This is a genomic window from Salinispira sp. (assembly GCF_059431795.1).
This window is the reverse complement of record NZ_JBXWXS010000003.1, coordinates 34061-50533: the sequence shown is the minus strand read 5'-3', so window position 1 is coordinate 50533 and position 16473 is coordinate 34061. Positions and strand designations below refer to the sequence as shown.

Sequence of the window (16473 nt, the reverse complement as noted above, 5' to 3'; positions counted from 1 at the left end):
GCCGCGGTATTGCGATGAAAAAATTCTGGAAGAATCTCCAATGGATGACCCCCGAACTTGAATTGGTTCGGGGGATCATTATTGAGAGTATAGATCAGTATCAGCTTCCCAACGGCAGGATCCAGGAGGCCGCACGTTCACTGTTCGATCCTCCCGGGAAGATGATCAGACCCGGACTGCTGCTATTGTGTGCGGGCATCTTTTACGGACGAAAGCCGGACAAAATTCCCGCCACTGTTCGAAATATGGATGCAGAACAGTTTCGGGGAAAAATCAAAAAAAACATACCCGATTTTTATAACTTCGAGTCGATGAATTTGGAAAAGATCCCGTATCCCGGGGGGCTTCCGTTCAAGTTTTATCTTTTGGCAGCTGCAATTGAAGTACTGCATACCGCAACCCTGTTGCACGATGATGTGCTTGATAATGCAGAACTGCGAAGAGGCAGACCCACTGCCAGCAAGCTTCTGGGCAATCGTTTGTCTATTCTGCTGGGTGATCACCTGCTTACCATGGCTTTTCAACTAGTAAGTGAATCCGCAAGCGTCAATTCCGCCAGGATAATCAGTCGTGTGGTTGGAGGCATCTGCAGGGGCGAAATGCTTCAGAACAGTCTTGCCTTCGATCTTGATGCAGGCTCAAGCCAGCGGCTCTACAAACAGCGGATTGCCGGGAAAACCGCCGTTATGTTTTCCCTGGCCATGTATATCGGTACCCGGGAAGCCCTGCAGCTGAAAAGCGGTGGAGCGTACGATGACGACCCCCGGAACGATCCCCCGGAGTGCAGATATATCCGGCGGTACGGCTACGCCAACGGTATGGCCTTCCAGATCATCGATGACATTCTTGATTTGGATATTCATGCAGATAACGGTAAAACCAAGGGGCAGGATCTTCGGGACGGAATTCTCACCCTTCCGGTAATTCGATTGCTGCGGGAGATGCGTCTTGAAAAAGAAGAGATCCGGGCAATATGGCGGGGCGAAACCCCGGTGGATGAAATGCTGCGGGATCCACGGATGGAATCCGCCTGTACGGCAGGTTTGTCCGAGGCTGAGCTGTACGCGAACCGGGCAGATAAAGCTCTTCACCGGGCTGAGGAACTGGCCGGTATAGATCTCACCGAACTGAAGGATTTAACAGACTCTTTGCTGACACGCCGGAGCTAAACCTGGCTCCGGTTTTTGTTGAACACGTTATTTTTCAATCTCAGGATAGCGGTAAAGCGGAATAAATCCCCTCACCAAATGGCTGGACAGCCAGGATTCGGGCTTTATATAGCGATGGGATTTCATCCGCATGGCGGAGTTCACCAGATTTCCCTTGCTGTCGGTATAGGTATCGGGACGGGTAAGATTCATTTTCTCCAGCACCACACCCTTGGCGTAGTTGTAATGTAAGTAGGTAATCTGACCGTCTTCTGTCACGGAAACAACAATGCCCGCATGGGTGTAGGGGTCTCCCCACTTTCCGTTCCCGTCTCTGTCGTAGGTGTCATCCCAGATTATCACATCTCCCGGATTTGGCAGGCTGGAAAAATAATTCAGATCATATGCCTCTCCCATATCGTGAAGCCGTTTTACACCGTTTCCGTTGTAAAGGTGGAAATACTTCACAGGATTCAAGCCTGCCCCCCAGTATGCAGCCAAGACCGTGCCGGTACAGTCCTGGGTGAACTCTTTTCCCTGGATGGTAAGACTGTTTCTTTGTGTAAGTTTAATGCCCGACTCCACTATCTGCTGCTGAATCCTGTTGGGTAGAATGTATCCGTCCCTGACATGCCGTTCCCCAAGTTGGGGATGACTGCTCTCGATCACCATGTCGCCATTTTCTGCAGCACCCCGGCTTTCCGGCAGTGTTGTGTTTCGCCCCCGGGATTTCATCCTCGCGTCGGGATATACGCTGTGCCCGAAATCCAGACTGGCGCATGATTGAAAAAGCAGCAATGTCAGGAGAAAAAAAACAGGAGTGAATGTCCTGATCTTTGGGATATATATATTGCTTCTATGAATCTTCATTCATTTACCTTTTATGAATTCGTTGACCAATATCCTTCTGCTGGGTACCTTAGCAGAAACAGAAATGGAGTACATATGACAAGTAAAAATATACTGCGCAAATCTCTGCCGTACACGCATTTTAATGCAACATTATATATTATAGTGCTCAACCTGGTTTTTTTCCTGGTAACCAGTTTCAGCCGGGATGTCCAAATTACCCTCTCCATGGTCCCAGCCCTGGTTAACCGGGGCTACGTCTGGAGCTTCCTTACCTACATGTTCGTTCACGCGAATTTTAACCATATTCTTTTCAATATGATCGGTTTGTTTATTTTCGGAACCCAGGTTGAACATGAAATGGGAAGCTGGGAATTTATCATGTTTTATTTGATCACTGGTTTCCTGGCCGGGTTGCTCTCCTATGGTATTTATATACTCTCCGGGATACAGGTGGTTGCCCTGATGGGAGCCAGCGGTGCCCTGTATGCGGTGATGTTGGCGTTTGCAACCTATTATCCCAATGCACGGATTTTCATTATGGGGATTATTCCCATGCGTTCGGTTACCCTGGTTCTCGTCTATGCAGGGATTGCCCTCTTAAACCAGTTTGGCGGAATGAACAGTTCTGTAGCTCACATGACACATCTCGGGGGCTTTGTTTTCGCCTTCTTTTACTTTCTGGTGCGAATTGGCAGAAATCCTCTTGAGGCCTGGGGGCTGAAGGGCTGATATTCACTGCTGCCAGCGGTGTCCTGAATTACAGTTCATGTTTCTTGAGAACCCCGCCGGCTCTGCCGATACGATTATTAGGAGCAGAGACCGCTGTGATAAAAAAATCATTTACCCTGTGCATGATCTGGCTGACTCTCCTGCCGGGAATTTCATTTTCCCAGGAAGCCGTGTATCCTGATTTCTCCCAGCTGCAGGCCGTTTTTTGGATAAACAGAAGTCATACAAACTCCTACAATGTCCCCCTCACAGAACAGATTCTCACACCCACCAATGATCGGGAGTACATTAGAGACCTTCTTGAGCTGAGCCGACAATGGTTTTCCGGAATTATTTACGGGTATGAATTTGTTTACCGTCCTTCGGATCTATCACGCCAGGTCTCCGAAATTTTCATCATCGAACCGGTTTATCAGATTCCTTGGGGAGACGATGACCTGGAATATCTGGGATATTTTGAGGAGGATCAGAAAATTGAACTCTCCTTCCGCTACTTTCCCAAAGACTACGAGCGATCCCGCCTGAAGGCCTGGCGCACAAGCCGGCTGCCGGATATGGTTGGTCAGGCGGAATTACCTGATAGAACGGATATGCAGAGCCGCATGGAATCATTTAATGAGGCGGTGAAGCAGGCGATCCGCAATTACTACCGGCAGGTAATTCCCAATAAACCCAGAGAGATTCGGGGGCGGATCGCCCTGCGGAATATTCCCCGGAGTTTTGCCGACGGCGGACAGATTTTTACTTCTCTGCGGATAATCATAGATACTGAGGATGTGCAGGCGTATCAGACCTTCTGAGCTTAAGAGATAAGCATACGCCCGCTCTCAATAATCAGATAGTAGAGGAAGAAACGGGGAATCCGGCTCAGGGAGGCCAGTAGGTACCCCGCCGCCGGTATTTTCAGCATTCCTCCAATCCAGCTGATTGTGGAATATGGCAGAGGGGTAAGACCTGCCAGGACAATTGCCCAAATCCCGTAGCGTTGGATGAGTCGTTCACCGTGCTCTCGGTAATAGGAGACGGCATCCTGAATCCAGCTAATGTGGGAAAGTGCCCTGGCCAGGAAGAAGCCGCTCATGCCGCCCAGAATGGATGCTGCACTCATGGTGAGAAGCAGGGGTACGGCCGGCCAACCAGTGGTCAGCGGAAAAACGAGGTCGGCGGTTGCGGGTACAATGAAGGTGTCAACCGCATATACGAAAACCGCCACCCCGGCCAGCCCCAGGTGTTCTATACTCCACTCGCTCAGTTTTCGAAGTTCCTCCTGGAAAAAAATCCAGAGCAGCAGATACACTATAAACACCAGGGCGAAAAAAGCGGCGGTCTCCAGCGCTACCCGCCGCAGACTTTTGCTTTTCTGTATGGGTTTCTCATTTGATTTCATCTGATCTGCGCCTGTCTCCGAAGGATATTTCAGGAACGGGGAAAGAGTGCGTCTATCGCTTTCATATCCGTTTCTGAGATGGTAATTCCGCTGGCCTTGACGTTGTCCTCCAGCTGTTGAACGCTTGAAGCTCCGGTGATTACCGAGCTGATTCCCGGTTGCTGCAGAATCCATGCCAGGGAAAGCTGGGCGATGTTCAGGTCATACCTGTCGGCTACTTCTCCCAGACCATCTATTTTTTGAAGCAGCTCTTCATCCTGTAGTTGATTTTTCATGAACATATTTAATTTTTCATTTGAACCTCTGCTGCCCGGAGGAACCTTCCCTTTGGAGTATTTTCCGGTGAGGAGCCCCTGTGCCAGTGGGGAGAAATTGGCGGTGCCCATTCCCAGTTCCACGGTTGTGGGGAGAATATCAATTTCGAGATTACGGTTCAGAAGATTATAGATCGGCTGATTGATGACAGGAAGGTGCCAGCCCCGTTCCCGGCAGATACTTACTGCAGCCCGGATTTGTTCCGCCTTCCATTCGCTGGTGCCCCAGTAAAGAATCTTTCCTTGCCGCACGGCGTCTTCGATTGCTTCAAGAGTTTCAATGAGCGGTGTTTCTTCATCAAAGCGGTGACAGTAAAAGATATCTACATATTTTAGTTTCAATCTGTCCAGGCTTCCCTGAATTGAATCGGCGATGTGTTTTCTGCTCAACCCCCTGTCAGTGGGATGGTCGCTCATGGGCCAGAATGCTTTGGTGGCAATCACATAATGGCGCCGGTTATACTCGGGCAGTATCTGACCAAGCAATTTCTCCGCTTCACCCCGGGCGTACACATCTGCCGTGTCGATATAGTTCACTCCCAGCTCAAATGCCCGCTGGATTATTTCCTTTGCATGTTCCAGTTCCACCTGGTTTGCGAACGTCAGCCATGAGCCGTATGCAATTTCACTCACCTTCAGTCCGCTGTTACCAACTCTTCTGTATTCCATGTCTGCTCCTCTTTTCTGTATGCTACAATGTGCAGGGAAGGAGGACAAGTTTTTATGAAGGAAAGTGATCTATTCAACCCATTGCAAAAATATCTCAGCGGACAGGGTTACGAGGTGTACAGCGAAGTGAAAAACTGTGACTTGGTGGCCACCAGGGGTGAAGAGATGCTCATTGTTGAAATAAAGATGAGAATGAGCCTTCAGCTTATCCTCCAGGCGGTTAGCCGCCAGGAACTGAACGACAGCGTATATGTGGCGGTCCCCTTGACCAGCGGACGCTCATACCCTGCAAATTTTACCGGAATTAAGAAACTTCTCCGCCGCTTGGGCATTGGACTGATTTATGTCCGACTGATGAAAACCAAATCCAGGGTGGAAGTAGCCCTCCATCCCCAGGATCCCCGGTTATTTAACATACCCTCACGAAAACATAATATTATACGTGAAATCAACGGTCGATATGCCGAATTCAACAAGGCTGGTGAAGCTGCAAAGATTGAGAAAATTACCGCATTCAAACAGTTGAGCATTCGAATAGCGGTAGAGCTGAAAAAGCGGGAAAGCGCATCTCCGGCACAGCTTCAGAAAGCCGGTTTACCGGCAAAAACCGGCAGAGTGTTATCCCAGAACGTGTACGGCTGGTTTGAGAGAGTGGAGAGAGGGGTGTACCGCATATCTTCTGCGGGAATTTCGGCCCTCGAAAGATATCCCGAAGTGATACGGAAAATCCCTTCCGGTTAAACAGATTCCACACTCATCGGGGCACTATGTAATCAGCACCCCGATGAGCCGGATTCAGCGGTTTCGGCCAACAATGCGCTTTAGCTTTTGAGTTTTAAACCGGTCAACAATTTCTTCGTACTTTTCATTCACAATATCGGCCACTTCTTCCCAGGGCATATAAAGGAAGCTATGAGCGCCATCCCCTGTGCTTTTAAGAAGATCCGGCTGCTCAAGAATAGATTTCAGTTTTTCGGCGAATTTCGGCGTTTCATTGTCCCCGAGAAAACCCGATTTCCCGTCCTCGATGCCTTTGGCGGTTGTGGCGCCGCTACAGAACAGCGTAGGTACTTTCAGCCCCGCCGCCTCTCTGGTTGCAAGGGAAGCGTTGTCGTACATGGATGGAAATACAAAAAGATCTGCAGCGGCATAGGCTTCACGAAGGGCATCCCGCTCATATATAGGCCCGATGAATTCAACATTTTGTGTCAGTCCCGTTTTTTTCACCATATGCTTCATCTCGCCCACTTCACTTCCTGAACCCACGAAGCGCATATTGAATTGTGCCCCAGAGTCTTTCAGGATTTTCAAAGATTGGAGAAGCATTTTCAGGTTTTTTACCCAGCGGTGCTGGCCTACGTAGAGTAGTACCGGCTTATCATTTTGGATGTGAAGGCGCTCGGATCCGGCTTTTGCAAGTTTTCTGCGCTCTTTTTCGCTTGTTACACCGATATCGCTGCCGTTGGGAATCACATCAATATCACCCTTGAATCCGTAATCCCTGAAGGTTTCGATAATCCCTTCGTTGGGAACCCACACTGCATCGGCTTTTTCATAGAAACGCACCACCATCTCCACTGCCTGGTCAATGGTGATATCCAGTTTCATAATGCTGGCAAAATCATCCCTGTACTTGGAGTGAAATGTGGCTACCATGGGAATCTTTCTGGTGCTGGCCAGGTGGTATGCGTAATTTCCGCTTACAAAAGGGCAGTGAGCGTGTACCAGATCAAAGGGAATTTCATCGATGATTTTGTTGAAGCTTCTATCGATTCTCGGCATACCCAGCCGGTAGGGACCGGAAAGCTGCAGGGGAAGGGACATGAAACGCAGGATGTTTTCCTGATCATCCACGTAATCCGGGACTTTCGGTCCAACCGCAAAACTGGGTCCATGTTTTTTGTTTAACCAATATGCGTAATTGGCTGCGGTAATGGCTACTCCATCCATGATTGGAGGAAGACTGTCATTAAATTGTCCGGTTATTAACATTTTCTCTTCTCCTTGATACCCTAAGCATGTCATGAATATACAAATTATGGGAACCAGAAAAAATCGAAATACCCAAAAAGCTGAACGTTGGTTCAAGGAACGGGGGATTCCGTATCAGATCAGACTGCTTGATGAAAAAGGAATCAGTCCCCGGGAACTGGACGCCGTTTTGTCGAAGCATACCCCGGAAGATATCCTTGATACAGATAGCAAGGAGTACCGCCGGAAAGGGCTTTCTTACATGGAGTTCGATGCAAGAGAGGAAATTCTCGAAGAACCTCTGCTGTTAAAAATGCCCCTTGTGCGGAACGGCTCTTCGGTTACGGTGGGAATAGAAGAAAAAATCTGGAAGCAATGGATTGAGCAGGCCTAAAGCCGGGCCCGGAAAAGTATAAAAACCCACACGGAGAACCACAGTGAACATACTCACCTTCGCCGCACTTATGATCACCACCCTTTTTTGGGGATCTTCATTTGTGGCTACCAAGCTTGTACTGGAGGTCTGGCCCACCTGGGCCTATATGTTTCTCCGCTTCGCCGGTGCCTCGCTGGTATTTCTGGCCGCACTTCTTTGGAAGCGGCGGCTTGCCATACCCCGGCGGGTCATTCCCAGACTCATTCTTCTCTCAATTTTCCAGCCCGGTTTGTATTTCCTCTTTGAATCCCTTGGCCTGGAACGTACCAGTGCCGCCAGTTCTGCCATTATTATTGCCGTTATTCCCGCAGTGGTGGCTCTTGCGTCAGCCTTTTTTCTGAATGAGGCCTTGAGCCGACGGGGGTGGATCGGAACGGTAATATCCATTACCGGTATTGGAATTATTACGCTCTTTGATCAAAATGCCGGTGTTCAGGATTCATCCCTACAAGGCAATCTGTTCATACTGCTTGCAGTGGTTTCCGGAGCTGCCTATATGCTTCTTTCAAGACGAATTTCCAGGGAAATTACCCCCCTGCAGACGACGGGGTACCAGATGTTCTTTGCAACGTTCTTTTTTCTCCCGGGGTTCATTGTGGAGGGTGATGCATTAATTCATACGGCTGTTCAATGGGAAATTCTGGCCGCATTTACGTTCCTGGTACTGGGTGCTACATTTGCCGCCTTTCTATCCTACAATTATGCTCTCAGCCGGATATCAGCACCCAAAGCCTCGGTATTCATTAATGGAATTCCCGTAGTTACCGTTATTGTGGGGTGGATAGTTCTCGGAGAAGGGGTGAACGTTGTACAGGTTGCCGGAGGCGCTCTTGCCGTGGGCGGTCTGATGTATGCAAGTCGAAAAGAAACTGCGAAAATCAATCTTGAAGCATAGGATTTTATAACCACATTCTCATACAATTCTGACAAATAAGAGAATACAATGGGAGTATGAAAGCCATTAAGAAAATTCTGAAGATTGTATTGATAATAGCGGCCTCTGCGGCGGCAGTGATGTTGGTTGTCCTGCTTTTGAATCTTCTTCCATTTGCCCCCGGCGGAGGGGGAAGCAACCCCATGAGAGTGGGGGAGTCGGGAGATGTCCACATTGTTCCCCATGGAGGAGCTAAAGAGCTGTACCCGGAAAACACGGTGTACAGTTACCGGCGGATATATGAAAGAGGCTGGGACACCTTCGAAATTGATTTGGTGCTCACCTCAGACGATGTACTGGTGACACACCATGACTTGGATATTCAGGCTACCACCGGCGTCTCAGGGGTGAAACTTGCTGAGCTGGATTATGAACAGCTGGATGAATACAATTTCGCTGCGAATTTCGTAAATCCCGGAGGAGAACGACCCTTTTCAGATCTTTCCTCTCTTCCCGAGGAGCTTGCCGCCCAAATGATTCCCGCACGTCTGGAGGATCTATTTCGGGATTTTCCCGACAGCTATTATATTCTTGAACTGAAGGATACGGTGAATGCCAGCGGTCCAGAGCGCGCATCCAGAGCTTCTGCGGAGCTTCTCCGCCTTATTGGAGAGTTCGCGATGGAGGATAGGGTAATTGTCGCAAGTTTTGATGATGAAGTGATACAGGAGTTTCGTGAAGCCAGTGAAGGTGAAATCCCTACCGGCGCCGCTACCGGAGAAACACTGACTCTCAGTGTACTAAGTGCCCTGTCTCTGGATTTTTTCCTTGCTCCGAAGTATTCAGCCGTTATGCTTCCGGTTAAAGATCGAATATATCCTGCTGAACGAAAAATTATTGAAAGTCTCCCCGCCCCCCTCCGACGGGCTCTTGCAAGCTACGATGAAAACGAGGATATCTATTATACCAACCTTGCAAACGAAAGAATGGTGCGGGATGCCCACAGGAAGAATCTTGCGGTGTACTTCTGGACCGTGAACGATCCAGAAATAATGAAATATCTCATAGAAATCGGGGTGGATGGTATTATAACCGACAGGCCGGATATTCTTTCGGATATTCTCAGACGACAGGCACAAGACTGAGATCTGTGCAGCTACTCGGGTTAAAGCGTGTTTTTCCTGTTACTTTCTCCTGTATGCCTTGAAATCCCGCTGCCAGGGTCTATTATTATGGTATGAATAATTACCGAATGGCAGGCATTGGTCTGCTCATGCTGGGAATCCTGCTTTTGGGATCATGTGCAACAATCAGCGAAAAGCGGGTGCAGCAGGAAAGTGATGCATTTTTTCAGGCTCTGGACAGGGGTGACACTGAGTATCTTTCAGTCCGGACGATGCGGCCGTTTTTATTTGAGACCGAAATTCTGGTATCAGCCGGTCTTGTGGATGAATTGTGGATGAATCTTTCCGCCCTGGAATTCAGCAATGCAGAAATGAACCGTATTCTGACGGTTGATGAGGAATCATATAGTATTTTCAGCAACAGCTGGGAGGCGGAGCAGTGGTTTCACAATTATGTAAGCAATGAAGATGTCCTGGTATTTTATTCCTGGCGGGATAGGGAACTGGTGGTTGTGATGGACCGTTCACGAAGTGCTGAGGCAAGAATCCTCGGTTTCGGGGAGGTTCGGGAATGAACAAGCGAAAAGTGACAATGCTCGTCTTCATATTTCTTGTTACCCAATCCATTTGGCAGATTGTTTGGGCTGCCGATGCGGATATCATTTTTTTCGATGGCAGCGTGGAAGTTAAGACTTCCGATGGTGAACTGCTTCCTGCGGATTTTGGAATGAGACTGAATACCGGAGATGTGGTAATCACCGGACTTGACGGATTTTGCGAGCTTGAAGTGGGCGACGGATCTGTTGTGACCATTCAGCCCGATACCGCCTTCAGCATTCAGGAAGCAGTGTTAGGGGACTCGGAACCGGAAACGGTGTTCTCCATTGTGAAAGGTCAGGTGGGGTTCCGCTTTGACCGCCTGGCGGGAAAGGAACCCCGTATACGGAGCGGAAATGCGGTTGCCGGGATCAGGGGTACTGAGTTTACCGTGCTGGCAGGGAGCGATGGACGTTCCCTCTTCGTCATCAGCGACGGACTGGTTGAGGTGAGCAGCGGGGCAGCATCGGTGAATTTATCCAGGATGGAAGCCGTGGAAGTAAGTCTGGATCGGGGGCTTGGGGAACAGTTTGCCGTTCTTGAGGACGAAATTGATTTCACAGGCTGGAGAAATGAAGCGGATGACGCAGCGTTTGAAAATCCCGGGGAAACGCTTTCAAACATGACTGATCTACTGATTGACTATCTGGATAACGCAGAACACTTCTGGAACTCCTACAGGGAAGCGGATGCGGAACTGCAGCGTCTGGGAGATATTGTAATTGAGCTCCGGGAGGAAGGCTCCACCGACGAAGCCGAAGAAATTGTCATAGATGAATATCAACCTCTGAAAACCCGGGCTCTTCATCACGGGCTGAACTATCGCTACTATGCCCTTTCGGCGGTGAACCTGCGCCGGCATGTGGTGAGCAGTCTCTATGTGCATCTGCGAAGTTCTAACTGGGGGGAAGCTTTACCTCAAGAATTTAGAAGCGCATACCGTGAATTCACCCGTCTCTATGAGGAGAGGTTGATCCGCTATCTGACAGAAGCGGATATTTAATGTGAATCATGACCTGGTATAATTGCAATACGAATTAATTGGAGGTCTTTATATGAATACAAATAACCGAATGGGCTTCGCCCTTAGAGCGGCTGTTATTCTCTCAGCGGCAACAGTACTTCTACTCGGCTCATGCGATCTTTTCGGAAACCTATCTGAAAGTCGCACGGCTACGGAAACGGTGGAAGCCTTTCTGGACGATGCCAAGGCGGGAGAATGGGACAATATGTACAGCTATCTTTCGGTGGCCAACAGCAACCGGGACGAGCTGAAAGAGGGGAATCTTCTGCAGACTGCGTTTGAAAGCAGCTCAGGAGAGATCAGCTACGTAATAGATAGCGAAAATATCAGCCAGGATGAACGGGAAGGATTCAACGCAACGGTAATCCCCGTAACTGTAACATATCCGTTATCCGGTGAAGTGCAGGAAGTATATGTACTAATCCCAAATGCGGTGAACAGCAATCTTTATGAGATACTCAGTTTCACTGTGGGTGGAGCAGAAGGTACGGCTTACTGATCACAGCAGATAAAAGGCTCTGACCGTCGGTCAGAGCCTTTTATGTATCTTCTTCTTCCCAGGCACCCTTTCCCGGCCGGATGAGCCTGGTCAGGCCGTAGCTAAGACGGACAACTGTTGAAAGTCTGCGCTCCAGGCTTTCGCCAGAGTCGATAATCAAGTCTATGCCGGGGACATCTTCAAGCTCCCAGCCTTCCTCGAAAAGCTTTTCCTCTGCAAAACCGGGTTCTTCGCTGTATACGTCCACCATATCTTTGCTGGCGGTCAGAGAGAATATAGGAACTCCCAGCTCCTGAACCAGCCTGATCGGGACCGGATGATCAGGCACCCTGATTCCAACTTCCCGACGCTTTACCGCAATTTTCTTTTCGATCTTTTTGATGGCATCCAGGACAAAAACATAGGGACCGGGGATGTGACGCTTAATGATTTTAAACACGGTGGTATCCAGGTTGGAAACACTGCTGATTTGAGAAACATCGCTGCAGATCAGAGAGAACTGTGAGCGTTTATCTTCTTTCAGTCTGCTGAGAGCTTCCAATCCTGCCTTGGAATCGCTTGAGCAGCCGATTCCCCAGCTGGAATCTGTAGGATATGCAACCAGACCGCCGTCTGCGAGAATTTTTGCGCCCTGGGTGATCACCCGGTCATCGGGATCATGTGGCTGAACGTATCGGATCATTGCTCGTCTCCCTGGGGTACAATTCCAGGCTTTGCCTGGGGATGCGTATTCCTTGTTCGTTAAAACATTCCTGAATTTCCTGCAGCATACTGTTCTTCAGATTGAGAAAATCCTGTTTCTCAAACCAGACCCCGAAAAAAATATTCATACCATGATCCCCGTAACCGTTGATGATGAAAAGGGGCTCAGGATTGCTGAGACAGAAAGGGTTCTTCTCCGCGATAGTCAGGAGGAGCTCTTTCACCTTGGTGATGTTTTCGGTGAAATGTATGAGCAGATTGATGTCCAGGCGGCGGATGGGAAATCGGGTAATGTTGGTCACTTCGCTATTAATGAGTTTTTCATTTGGTATGCGGATAAGTGTGTTGGAAAAGGTTCTGATCTTTACCGACAAAAGGTCAATGGACATTACGATGCCGGTTTTATCTCCCACCTGAATTATATCGTCCACCTCAAATGTCTTCTCAGACATAAGAAATACACCACTGATGACATTTGAAACACTGGTCTGGGATGCGAAACCGATGGCGATACCCGCGACCCCTGCGGTACCGAGCAGGATGTTCAAGTCCAGACCAGCTTCCCGCAGAGCCATAAATAAAATAATGAATGCGCCGCTGTAAAATATCGCCTTTCGGGTGATCATCACCGTTTGGCTCGATGCTTTTTGACGGATGCTTTTCACAATGAGGGATTTAAGAATGTTTAAAATTACAAAGCCGACAACAAGGATCAATCCCACCCGCATGAGGGTTTCCAGTTTATCTCCCTGTGAAAAAAACGTCTGCAGATCTTTTATAATGGATTCCATGTTAAGTTCTCCAATCGTATGTCTCTCATCTGATTTCTCTCTGTACTGCTGTATCTTCTTCGAAGATTAACTGCTGATATTTTTCAGGAAACTGAAGCTTTTACTCAAAATATCCTGCTTTACCCGAATGCGGGGGCTGCTCGTTTCTTCACGCAATTCTTCAAAGCGGGGTTTTTTATCCCCGTAACTTACCTTGCTTGGTTGAGAATTACCGTAAAAACTTATCCCTATTTCATTCGTCCACAGATTTTCAACGCCCCGGTAGACCCGGAGATTTTCTGCATGGATACAAACATCCTGAACCGCTAAAAGCTCATGGGATTCGTTACGGATTAGAACCGGTGTAATAATGCTTGGAGCCTGACTATCTCCGGTCTCCCGGAAATCTCTTTTTGCAAGGGTGTTCAGCTTGTAGCACAGAAATCCTTCCAGGGAACTGCCGAACCAGGTATTTGTGAGTTTCTCAAGTGCGGTCTCGAGAATCGGTATCCTCTTAGAAGTAAACAGGGATATCTCAAGCCACACCGGCATGCGAATAAAAAACCGGGCCTTTTGTCCCGGGAGAATATTCACCGCCTGTTCAGGGTTCACCAGGACGGGTTTATCCGGTGGAAGGGGGGTGAACATCAGCTTGGAGTTCTTCCCGTCGCTGATAAAGCGGTGCCATTCTATGTCATCGGCACCGGCTTTGTGTACGGGATCATTAGCTAGATACTGCAAAGACACATGCCATTCATCGGTATTTTTCAAAGCATTAATCCGCGTATGATAAAAGATCCAGTTATATTCCCGGGCCTCTTCAATATGTAATTCCTGCCAGAATCTCTCCATGTTACTTCCTGTGTCTTTATGATAGCATTGCCGTCCATGAATGCACAGCACGCAGTTTCGAATCTAATTCTCACCCTCACCGCCCTCATTTGGGGACTGGCATTTGTAGCTCAAAGGGTGGGTATGGAATTTGTGGGCCCCATGTTGTTTAACGGGCTCCGTTTTACCCTCGGTCTGATCACCCTCTTGCCTCTCTTTTGGCTTGGTCGTATACGGCGAAACAGAAAGCCGGAGGTAACAATCGCCGCCGGCGATTCACCCCGATCTGTCTGGTTCTGGGGTGGAGCCGCAGGACTTGCATTGTTCGCCGGCTCCACATTTCAGCAAATCGGTATTGTCTATACAACTGCCGGAAATGCGGGGTTTATTACCGGGCTCTATATAATTCTAGTACCTATTATGGGAATCGGTCTTGGATCGAAAACCGGACCGCTAACCTGGGCTGCCGCCCTAACAGCGTTAATCGGCTTATATCTCATATCTGTGAGAGGAGGTTATTTCCTGGTTCTCGGTGACTTGCTGGTGTTTTTCAGCGCGTTTTTCTGGGCCCTCCATGTGCATATTATCGGCTTTGCTGCTTCCAGGTTTGATGTTCTTCTATTATCAATTATTCAATACGGGGTGACAGCCGTTCTGAGTCTTGCCGCCGGGTTTGTACTGGAACCGGTGGATGCAGGATCCATCGTCTTGGCAGCACCGGCAATATTGTACGGCGGGGTTATGTCGGTGGGCGTAGCCTATACGCTTCAGATCGTTGGACAGAAGGGGGCTCATCCGGCTCATGCAGCCATTATTTTGTCTCTGGAAGGGGCTTTTGCAGCCTTGGGCGGTTGGCTTATACTTGGAGAAACCCTTTCAGCCCGGCAAATGCTGGGCGCAGGGCTGATGCTGGGGGCGATGCTTACGGTACAGTTGGCCCGGCTCATTCGGATATCGCCGGGGAAAACTGGAAAAACCGCTGAAAGCAAACACGAATGATGAATTCGTCCCTGCTCCCATTCTAAGGAGTCACACTATGTCAAAATCACAACAGTATAAACCAGAGCCACTTGCGAGCATTCAGCATCCCGAGTGGAGTAAACATTCCAGCATTTACCAGATCAATATCCGACAGTTTACGAAGGAAGGCACCTTCACCGCAGCTCTTGAGCATTTGCCCAGGCTGAAAAGGCTGGGGGTGGATATTCTCTGGCTTATGCCCATACACCCCATTGGAAAAAAAAACCGGAAGGGCTCACTGGGCTCTCCCTATGCGGTTAAGGATTATTTTGGCGTGAACCCCGAGTTCGGCAGCGAGGAGGAGTTTCACCTGTTTATCCGGGAAGCCCATGCCGCAGGGTTTAAGGTGATTCTGGACTGGGTGGCCAATCATACCGCATGGGACGCCGATCTTGTGGATGAGCATCCAGAGTGGTACGCCAGGGACTGGAAGGGCGGGTTTATGCCCACAGCCTGGTGGGATTGGGATGATATTATCGAGTTGGACTATGAGCGTCCTGAGCTGAGAGAATATATGACCCGGGCGATGAAGTACTGGGTCAGCGAGTTTGATATAGACGGATACCGCTGCGATGTGGCCGGCTTTGTGCCAACCGATTTCTGGGACCGGGTGCGGACAGAATTGGACCAAATAAAGCCGGTGTATCTTCTTGCCGAATGGGAGGCACGGTATCTGAACTACCGGGCTTTCGATATGACTTACGTATGGCATTGGAACGAGACCATGCACCATATAGCCATGGGTAAAACCGATGTGGAGTCGCTTTTTATCTACTATTCCTGGAATGAGAAAGCCTTCCCCGCCAGCGCCATGCGTATGCTGTTTGTAAGTAACCACGATAAAAACGCCTGGGAGGGTACCGAGTACGAACAGTTCGGGGAAGCTTTGGAGGCCACAATTGCATTGTCGGTATTGAGTGAAGGAATGCCCCTTATTTACAACGGTCAGGAAGCGGGCAATGAGCGCCGTCTGTCCTTTTTTGAGAAGGATCCCATTCAATGGAAGGAAGATCGGATGTTTTCCTTCTACGCTCAATTGCTTCAATTAAAGAAAGAGAACCCGGCACTCTGGAATGCGCCTTGGGGTGCAAGAATGATTCAGGTGGTGAATTCTGAGCCCCGGTCAGTATTCAGTTTTGTACGGAAAAAAGACAGAAACCGGATTTGTGCCATGTTCAACTTTTCCGGTCAGGAAAAACAATTCCAAATTCTCGATGGGCCTGTTCAGGGTGCCTATCGGAGCTGGCAGGGTGGCGGGCCCATAACACTGGATCTGGGGCAGGAACGGGTTTTGAAGCCCTGGGCTTTTGAAATATGGGTGGAAAACACATGAAAAACTCATATAAACGGATGTATACTGATGGTTCTGCCGGACGTTCAGCAGGGGTGGATCCATGATCGGAAAATGGCGGAGAAGGGGGGATTCGAACCCCCGGTACTGACATGCAGCACACCTGATTTCGAGTCAGACCCGTTCGACCACTCCGGCACTTCTCCTGAATGAACAGCCTACATGCTGAGGTGCT

The 16473-nt window shown here is 49.1% G+C and carries 19 protein-coding genes and 1 tRNA gene; 12 read left to right on the top strand and 8 right to left on the bottom strand.

The window, feature by feature from the left end; translation table 11 throughout:
- Positions 1-14 precede the first annotated feature (14 nt).
- Positions 15-1169, top strand: coding sequence for a polyprenyl synthetase family protein (locus AC52PS_RS01395; protein ID WP_495561239.1), 1155 nt, complete (start codon positions 15-17; stop codon positions 1167-1169).
- A 27-nt stretch (positions 1170-1196) separates the two neighbouring features.
- Here AC52PS_RS01395 and AC52PS_RS01390 read toward each other — a convergent pair whose 3' ends face one another.
- Positions 1197-2018: a CHAP domain-containing protein gene (locus AC52PS_RS01390; protein ID WP_495561238.1), complete on the bottom strand. Its 822-nt coding sequence runs from the start codon at positions 2016-2018 to the stop codon at positions 1197-1199.
- 75 nt (positions 2019-2093) lie between these two features.
- Between AC52PS_RS01390 and AC52PS_RS01385 the strand changes: the two genes are divergently transcribed.
- Positions 2094-2729, top strand: coding sequence for a rhomboid family intramembrane serine protease (locus AC52PS_RS01385; RefSeq protein WP_495561237.1), 636 nt, complete (start codon positions 2094-2096; stop codon positions 2727-2729).
- A 95-nt stretch (positions 2730-2824) separates the two neighbouring features.
- The gene (locus AC52PS_RS01380; RefSeq protein WP_495561236.1) at positions 2825-3529 is read left to right on the top strand and encodes a hypothetical protein; all 705 of its coding nucleotides are present in this window, start codon (positions 2825-2827) and stop codon (positions 3527-3529) included.
- Between the two features lie 2 nt (positions 3530-3531).
- On the opposite strand, the gene AC52PS_RS01375 is transcribed toward AC52PS_RS01380, so the two are convergent.
- Positions 3532-4116 (bottom strand): YqaA family protein, encoded by a 585-nt coding sequence (locus tag AC52PS_RS01375; protein WP_495561235.1) that lies wholly within the window; start codon positions 4114-4116, stop codon positions 3532-3534.
- 29 nt (positions 4117-4145) lie between these two features.
- Positions 4146-5099 (bottom strand): aldo/keto reductase family protein, encoded by a 954-nt coding sequence (locus AC52PS_RS01370; RefSeq protein WP_495561234.1) that lies wholly within the window; start codon positions 5097-5099, stop codon positions 4146-4148.
- Between the two features lie 54 nt (positions 5100-5153).
- Between AC52PS_RS01370 and AC52PS_RS01365 the strand changes: the two genes are divergently transcribed.
- Positions 5154-5840, top strand: coding sequence for a DUF2161 family putative PD-(D/E)XK-type phosphodiesterase (locus AC52PS_RS01365; RefSeq protein ID WP_495561233.1), 687 nt, complete (start codon positions 5154-5156; stop codon positions 5838-5840).
- Positions 5841-5894: 54 nt separating this feature from the next.
- On the opposite strand, the gene AC52PS_RS01360 is transcribed toward AC52PS_RS01365, so the two are convergent.
- A complete protein-coding gene (locus tag AC52PS_RS01360; RefSeq protein WP_495561232.1) occupies positions 5895-7091 on the bottom strand; it encodes a glycosyltransferase in 1197 nt (398 codons plus the stop codon).
- Between the two features lie 31 nt (positions 7092-7122).
- On the opposite strand from AC52PS_RS01360, the gene AC52PS_RS01355 reads away from it, so the two are divergent.
- The 6 genes from AC52PS_RS01355 to AC52PS_RS01330 all read left to right on the top strand — a co-directional run bounded on the left by AC52PS_RS01355 (position 7123) and on the right by AC52PS_RS01330 (position 11624).
- A complete protein-coding gene (locus AC52PS_RS01355) occupies positions 7123-7464 on the top strand; it encodes an arsenate reductase family protein (protein ID WP_495561231.1) in 342 nt (113 codons plus the stop codon).
- A gap of 43 nt (positions 7465-7507) precedes the next feature.
- Positions 7508-8401 (top strand): DMT family transporter, encoded by an 894-nt coding sequence (locus tag AC52PS_RS01350; protein WP_495561230.1) that lies wholly within the window; start codon positions 7508-7510, stop codon positions 8399-8401.
- Between the two features lie 56 nt (positions 8402-8457).
- Positions 8458-9525: a glycerophosphodiester phosphodiesterase family protein gene (locus AC52PS_RS01345; protein WP_495561229.1), complete on the top strand. Its 1068-nt coding sequence runs from the start codon at positions 8458-8460 to the stop codon at positions 9523-9525.
- 92 nt (positions 9526-9617) lie between these two features.
- Positions 9618-10079: a hypothetical protein gene (locus tag AC52PS_RS01340; RefSeq protein WP_495561228.1), complete on the top strand. Its 462-nt coding sequence runs from the start codon at positions 9618-9620 to the stop codon at positions 10077-10079.
- On the top strand, positions 10076-11104 hold the full coding sequence (locus AC52PS_RS01335; RefSeq protein WP_495561227.1) for a FecR family protein: 1029 nt from the start codon (positions 10076-10078) through the stop codon (positions 11102-11104). The genes AC52PS_RS01340 and AC52PS_RS01335 overlap by 4 nt, the downstream gene beginning before the upstream one ends.
- A gap of 52 nt (positions 11105-11156) precedes the next feature.
- Complete coding sequence (locus AC52PS_RS01330) at positions 11157-11624, top strand: hypothetical protein (protein ID WP_495561226.1); 468 nt, start codon at positions 11157-11159, stop codon at positions 11622-11624.
- Positions 11625-11664: 40 nt separating this feature from the next.
- Here the strand turns inward: AC52PS_RS01330 and AC52PS_RS01325 are convergent, their stop codons facing one another.
- The 3 genes from AC52PS_RS01325 to AC52PS_RS01315 all read right to left on the bottom strand — a co-directional run bounded on the left by AC52PS_RS01325 (position 11665) and on the right by AC52PS_RS01315 (position 13948).
- Positions 11665-12306: an L-threonylcarbamoyladenylate synthase gene (locus tag AC52PS_RS01325; protein WP_495561225.1), complete on the bottom strand. Its 642-nt coding sequence runs from the start codon at positions 12304-12306 to the stop codon at positions 11665-11667.
- Complete coding sequence (locus AC52PS_RS01320; protein WP_495561224.1) at positions 12281-13117, bottom strand: mechanosensitive ion channel family protein; 837 nt, start codon at positions 13115-13117, stop codon at positions 12281-12283. The genes AC52PS_RS01325 and AC52PS_RS01320 overlap by 26 nt, the downstream gene beginning before the upstream one ends.
- A 66-nt stretch (positions 13118-13183) precedes the next feature.
- Positions 13184-13948 (bottom strand): DUF432 domain-containing protein, encoded by a 765-nt coding sequence (locus AC52PS_RS01315; RefSeq protein ID WP_495561223.1) that lies wholly within the window; start codon positions 13946-13948, stop codon positions 13184-13186.
- A gap of 36 nt (positions 13949-13984) precedes the next feature.
- On the opposite strand from AC52PS_RS01315, the gene AC52PS_RS01310 reads away from it, so the two are divergent.
- Together AC52PS_RS01310 and AC52PS_RS01305 are read left to right on the top strand one after the other, a co-directional pair.
- Positions 13985-14926 (top strand): DMT family transporter, encoded by a 942-nt coding sequence (locus AC52PS_RS01310; protein WP_495561222.1) that lies wholly within the window; start codon positions 13985-13987, stop codon positions 14924-14926.
- A 37-nt stretch (positions 14927-14963) separates the two neighbouring features.
- Positions 14964-16280, top strand: coding sequence for an alpha-amylase family glycosyl hydrolase (locus AC52PS_RS01305; RefSeq protein WP_495561221.1), 1317 nt, complete (start codon positions 14964-14966; stop codon positions 16278-16280).
- Positions 16281-16353: 73 nt separating this feature from the next.
- Here AC52PS_RS01305 and AC52PS_RS01300 read toward each other — a convergent pair.
- Positions 16354-16444: transfer RNA gene (locus tag AC52PS_RS01300), tRNA-Ser, on the bottom strand.
- Positions 16445-16473: the final 29 nt, after the last annotated feature.

Excerpts from the sequence above, each read along its gene's own strand:
- AC52PS_RS01305 (WP_495561221.1), top strand. The coding sequence starts at position 14,964 with ATGTCAAAATCACAACAGTATAAACCAGAGCCACTTGCGAGCATTCAG.
- AC52PS_RS01385 (WP_495561237.1), top strand. The coding sequence starts at position 2,094 with ATGACAAGTAAAAATATACTGCGCAAATCTCTGCCGTACACGCATTTT.
- AC52PS_RS01340 (WP_495561228.1), top strand. The coding sequence starts at position 9,618 with ATGAATAATTACCGAATGGCAGGCATTGGTCTGCTCATGCTGGGAATC.
- AC52PS_RS01325 (WP_495561225.1), bottom strand. The coding sequence starts at position 12,306 with ATGATCCGATACGTTCAGCCACATGATCCCGATGACCGGGTGATCACC.
- AC52PS_RS01390 (WP_495561238.1), bottom strand. The coding sequence starts at position 2,018 with ATGAAGATTCATAGAAGCAATATATATATCCCAAAGATCAGGACATTC.
- AC52PS_RS01335 (WP_495561227.1), top strand. The coding sequence starts at position 10,076 with ATGAACAAGCGAAAAGTGACAATGCTCGTCTTCATATTTCTTGTTACC.
- AC52PS_RS01315 (WP_495561223.1), bottom strand. The coding sequence starts at position 13,948 with ATGGAGAGATTCTGGCAGGAATTACATATTGAAGAGGCCCGGGAATAT.
- AC52PS_RS01365 (WP_495561233.1), top strand. The coding sequence starts at position 5,154 with ATGAAGGAAAGTGATCTATTCAACCCATTGCAAAAATATCTCAGCGGA.
- AC52PS_RS01310 (WP_495561222.1), top strand. The coding sequence starts at position 13,985 with ATGAATGCACAGCACGCAGTTTCGAATCTAATTCTCACCCTCACCGCC.
- AC52PS_RS01375 (WP_495561235.1), bottom strand. The coding sequence starts at position 4,116 with ATGAAATCAAATGAGAAACCCATACAGAAAAGCAAAAGTCTGCGGCGG.
- AC52PS_RS01355 (WP_495561231.1), top strand. The coding sequence starts at position 7,123 with ATGAATATACAAATTATGGGAACCAGAAAAAATCGAAATACCCAAAAA.
- AC52PS_RS01345 (WP_495561229.1), top strand. The coding sequence starts at position 8,458 with ATGAAAGCCATTAAGAAAATTCTGAAGATTGTATTGATAATAGCGGCC.
- AC52PS_RS01395 (WP_495561239.1), top strand. The coding sequence starts at position 15 with ATGAAAAAATTCTGGAAGAATCTCCAATGGATGACCCCCGAACTTGAA.
- AC52PS_RS01320 (WP_495561224.1), bottom strand. The coding sequence starts at position 13,117 with ATGGAATCCATTATAAAAGATCTGCAGACGTTTTTTTCACAGGGAGAT.
- AC52PS_RS01370 (WP_495561234.1), bottom strand. The coding sequence starts at position 5,099 with ATGGAATACAGAAGAGTTGGTAACAGCGGACTGAAGGTGAGTGAAATT.
- AC52PS_RS01360 (WP_495561232.1), bottom strand. The coding sequence starts at position 7,091 with ATGTTAATAACCGGACAATTTAATGACAGTCTTCCTCCAATCATGGAT.
- AC52PS_RS01330 (WP_495561226.1), top strand. The coding sequence starts at position 11,157 with ATGAATACAAATAACCGAATGGGCTTCGCCCTTAGAGCGGCTGTTATT.